The organism is Burkholderia pseudomultivorans (genome assembly GCF_902499075.1).
GTDB classification, from domain to species: domain Bacteria; phylum Pseudomonadota; class Gammaproteobacteria; order Burkholderiales; family Burkholderiaceae; genus Burkholderia; species Burkholderia pseudomultivorans.
Map to the genome: position 1 here is coordinate 1 of NZ_CABVPP010000114.1, position 3747 is coordinate 3747.

The window sequence follows — 3747 nt, forward strand, 5'->3', positions numbered from 1 at the left end:
GCGCCCGCCTTCGCGAGTTCCAGCGCGATTTCCTTGCCGATGCCGCTCGCGGCGCCCGTGACGACTGCGGTCTTGCCGCTCAGATCTGCTGCCATGCCCGTCTCCTTCAGTGATCGGATCGATAAAGCACACGCCCGCGCATCCGCGTTCGTCACGCGGGCACGCCGGCGAACCAGCCGCTATTGTGCACGATCATCCCTGCCGTTCGCGCGCAAAACGTCTAAGCTTAAGGTCGGCTTCGTCACGCAGGAGAGTCGCATGGACTATCGACGACTGGGCCGCTCCGGCCTGCAGATCAGTGCGCTTTCGCTCGGTTCGTGGGTCACGTACGGCAATCAGGTCGACCAGCGGCGCGCGCGCGAGTGTCTCGCCGCGGCACGGGACGCGGGCGTCAATTTCTTCGACAACGCCGAGGTCTACGCAGGCGGCCAATCCGAGGAAATCATGGGCCATGCGCTCAAGGCGCTCGGCTGGCCGCGCGTCAGCTACATCGTGTCGACGAAATTCTTCTGGGGCCTCGCGCAAGGGCCGAACCAGCATCACACGCTGAACCGCAAGTACCTGCTGAACGCGATCGACGGTTCGCTGCGACGGCTGCAGCTCGACTACGTCGACCTCGTCTACTGCCATCGGCCGGATCCGCATACGCCGATCGACGAAACCGTGTGGGCCATGAGCGACATGATCGCGCGCGGCAAGGCACTGTACTGGGGCACGTCGGAATGGAGCGCCGACGAGATCCGCGCCGCGTACGAGATTGCCGAGCGCCATCACCTGCACCGGCCGGTCGTCGAACAGCCGCAGTACAACCTGTTCCATCGCACGCGGGTCGAGCAGGAATATGCGCGGCTCTACGACGATTACGGCCTCGGCCTGACGACCTGGAGCCCGCTGGCGTCGGGCCTGCTCACCGGCAAATACCGGAACGGCGTGCCGCCGGGCAGCCGGGCGGAGGTGCAGGGCTACGACTGGCTGCGCGAGCGCCTGACCGATCCTGGCAGCAACGCCATCGTCGAACGGCTCGGCGAGATCGCGACCGAACTCGGCTGCAGCACCGGCCAGCTCGCGATCGCATGGGTGCTCGCGAATCCGCGCGTGAGTTCGGTGATCACGGGCGCATCGCGGATCGAGCAGATCGCCGACAACATGGCCGCGCTCGACGTCGTCGGGAAACTGACGCCCGACGTGAAGCAACGGATCGAGGCCGTGATCGGCGACGCGTACGAGTAAGGCGATTCGCGGCCACTCGCGTACAATACGCGGCCGCACCGGCGCGGCCCCGAGGCCGCGCACGATCGATCGCTCACCGATTCACCCTCTGTTTCAGGCAGCCCGCCATGCTCAGCTATCGTCACGGTTTTCACGCAGGCAACCACGCGGATGTGCTCAAGCACGCCGTCGTCGTTCAGCTGTTGCGCTACCTGAACAAGAAAGACAAGTCGTACTGGTATATCGACACGCACGCCGGCGCCGGCGTGTATTCGCTGCGCGACGGCTATGCCGCGAAGACCGTCGAATACGACACCGGTATCGGCCGGCTGTGGAACGACAAGAATCTGCCGACTGTACTCGGCGAGTATCTCGACGAAGTGCGCGCACTGAACGACGACGGTGAACTGCGTTTCTACCCGGGCTCGCCGTACCTCGCATGGCGGCTGATGCGCGAGCAGGACCGGATGCGCCTGTTCGAAATGCACACGACCGAAATCGACGTGCTGCGCCACAATTTCCGCGACGCGGGGCGCCGCGCGATGATCTTTGCCGGCGACGGTTTCGAGGGCATCAAGGCGCTGCTGCCGCCGCCGCCTCGGCGCGCACTCGTGCTGATCGACCCGTCGTATGAAGACAAGAAGGACTACGCGCGCACGGTGACTTGCGTCGCAGAGTGCCTGAAGCGTTTTGCGACGGGTTGCTATGCGATCTGGTATCCGCAGGTCGTGCGCACGGAGTCGCAGCGCTTTGCCGAGCAGCTCAAGCGGCTGCAGCCGGACAACTGGCTGCATCTGACGTTGACGGTATCGAACCCGCCCGCGGACGGCCTTGGTCTTTACGGCAGTGGGATGTTCATCCTGAACCCGCCGTACACGCTCGCACAGAGCATGAACGACGCACTGCCGTATCTGGTGGAAGCGCTCGGGCAGGACAGCGGCGCGCGTTGCCAGATCGAGCAGCGCGGCGGCTGAGTGCCGGGCCTGCGGTCAAGGCTGCAGTTGCGGCCGCGGCGTCGGCCTCGATCGGCCGGCGGGCTGCGTGCCCGGCACGTTGATATATGGAGCGACGAACAGCGGAATCGGCGTATTCGCCCCCTGCCCCGCCGGCGCGCGCATGCCCGCCGGCTCGACAATCGGCTCCGACGACAGCGGAGCCGTCTGCAGCATCAGTCCACCCTTGCCGTCCTGGATACCACGCTGGGTATCGAGAACCAGCGGCTTCGACGACGTCGCGGCCGCCGCTGCGATGCCGTGGACGAGCACCGCCGTGCCCAGAGCGAGCCGTGCCCGGCACACGCGGCGCATATCGAAACGCAGGCGCATGATTCTATCCTTTCGGTTGAAAAACAGGCCCATACCATAGCGCCGCGCTCACGATTTCGCCAGATTCGGCGCACAAAAAAACAAAGCCCCGTCAATACGGGGCTTGCTTCTCGACCGGTGCCACACGGCACCTGACGGCAACTGCGATTACAGCGAGTAGCCGTTCGATTCGAGCGAACGGATGCGTTGCTCGAGCTGGACGATGTCCGACGACGTGGCGAGGTAGGCCTCACGGCGCTCACGTTCTGCGGATTCGAACCAGTTGCTCAGCTTTTCGACGATGTAGGCGATCATGATGTTCTCCAAGGAAGGGGGACCCCTGGCGAATCGAGATTCAGGGATTTCCCGTATAGGGTTATCCCGAATTATAGCGATGCCACACGAGGAAGCCAGTGAAATGCTTGCATGGAAACCATTCCATTCTGGAATGGATACACCTTCGTCGATTGTAACTCTTTGATTTTTATAGATATCGAGTTAAGCACCTTCTGACACGTCGAGGACGTGCACTAATCTGGTTCACCGACCGGGGCGGCCAGCCGCGCCAAAATCGGGCATTCGGGCCGGCCGTCCCCATGGCAGTGCGCGGCCAGGTCGGCCAGCGTGTCGCGCATGTCGGTCAACTCGGCGATGCGCTTGTCGAGTTCAGCGACGTGCTCCAGTGCGATCGACTTCACTTCGGCGCTGGCGCGGGACCGGTCTTGCCACAGCATCAGCAGCTTGCGGATATCCTCGACGAGAAAACCGAGCCGCCTCGCCTGCCGGATGAAGCGCAGCGTATGGATTTCGTCGGATCCGTAGAGCCGGTAGCCGGCATCGCTACGCTTGCTCGGCGCCAGCAGACCGACCTGCTCGTAGTACCGGATCATTTTTGCGCTGACTCCGGATTCGCGCGACGCGTCGCCGATATTCATTCCACGCCCTCTTCTCAAGCCCCTGATTGCGAACGGAACACCGGCGGATGCGATCTGCCGGTGACGTTTCGATCGTATCAAATCGCGTCGTTTCGTTCTGGTGAGGCCGTTAGCGATGGCGCCTGTTCCGACGACAGAGAAAATCGGCGGTTCTGGCGGCGCCCTTTTCTTGCGCCGCAAATGCAAAAACCCCCGCCTGTTTGGGCGGGGGTTTCTGGCTTGAGGGAGCCTGACGATTACCTACTTTCACACGGGAATCCGCACTATCATCGGCGTGGAGTCGTTTCACGGTCCTGTTC

General features: G+C 63.3%; 6 protein-coding genes. 2 read left to right on the plus strand and 4 right to left on the minus strand.

Annotated features, from left to right (window positions below; translation table 11 throughout):
- Positions 1–95, minus strand: a 95-nt coding sequence (locus BST28156_RS34260) for an SDR family NAD(P)-dependent oxidoreductase (RefSeq protein ID WP_124496677.1), incomplete at its 3' end; no start/stop codon positions are given.
- A 163-nt stretch (positions 96–258) separates the two neighbouring features.
- Here BST28156_RS34260 and BST28156_RS34265 point away from each other — a divergent pair.
- Positions 259–1230 (plus strand): potassium channel beta subunit family protein, encoded by a 972-nt coding sequence (locus BST28156_RS34265; RefSeq protein ID WP_174904553.1) that lies wholly within the window; start codon positions 259–261, stop codon positions 1228–1230.
- Between the two features lie 107 nt (positions 1231–1337).
- Complete coding sequence (locus BST28156_RS34270; RefSeq protein ID WP_060246557.1) at positions 1338–2183, plus strand: 23S rRNA (adenine(2030)-N(6))-methyltransferase RlmJ; 846 nt, start codon at positions 1338–1340, stop codon at positions 2181–2183.
- Positions 2184–2198: 15 nt separating this feature from the next.
- Here BST28156_RS34270 and BST28156_RS34275 read toward each other — a convergent pair whose 3' ends face one another.
- The 3 genes from BST28156_RS34275 to cueR all read right to left on the minus strand — a co-directional run bounded on the left by BST28156_RS34275 (position 2199) and on the right by cueR (position 3448).
- A complete protein-coding gene (locus tag BST28156_RS34275) occupies positions 2199–2534 on the minus strand; it encodes a hypothetical protein (protein WP_174904554.1) in 336 nt (111 codons plus the stop codon).
- A 147-nt stretch (positions 2535–2681) separates the two neighbouring features.
- Positions 2682–2828 (minus strand): DUF3563 family protein, encoded by a 147-nt coding sequence (locus BST28156_RS34280; RefSeq protein ID WP_009687219.1) that lies wholly within the window; start codon positions 2826–2828, stop codon positions 2682–2684.
- Positions 2829–3043: 215 nt separating this feature from the next.
- Positions 3044–3448 (minus strand): Cu(I)-responsive transcriptional regulator, encoded by a 405-nt coding sequence (gene cueR, locus BST28156_RS34285; RefSeq protein WP_174904555.1) that lies wholly within the window; start codon positions 3446–3448, stop codon positions 3044–3046.
- Between the last annotated feature and the right edge of the window lie 299 nt (positions 3449–3747).

Bases quoted from the DNA above. Each gene is read 5' to 3' on its own strand.
- BST28156_RS34270 (WP_060246557.1), top strand. From the start codon at position 1,338: ATGCTCAGCTATCGTCACGGTTTTCACGCAGGCAACCACGCGGATGTG.
- cueR (WP_174904555.1), bottom strand. From the start codon at position 3,448: ATGAATATCGGCGACGCGTCGCGCGAATCCGGAGTCAGCGCAAAAATG.
- BST28156_RS34280 (WP_009687219.1), bottom strand. From the start codon at position 2,828: ATGATCGCCTACATCGTCGAAAAGCTGAGCAACTGGTTCGAATCCGCA.
- BST28156_RS34275 (WP_174904554.1), bottom strand. From the start codon at position 2,534: ATGCGCCTGCGTTTCGATATGCGCCGCGTGTGCCGGGCACGGCTCGCT.
- BST28156_RS34265 (WP_174904553.1), top strand. From the start codon at position 259: ATGGACTATCGACGACTGGGCCGCTCCGGCCTGCAGATCAGTGCGCTT.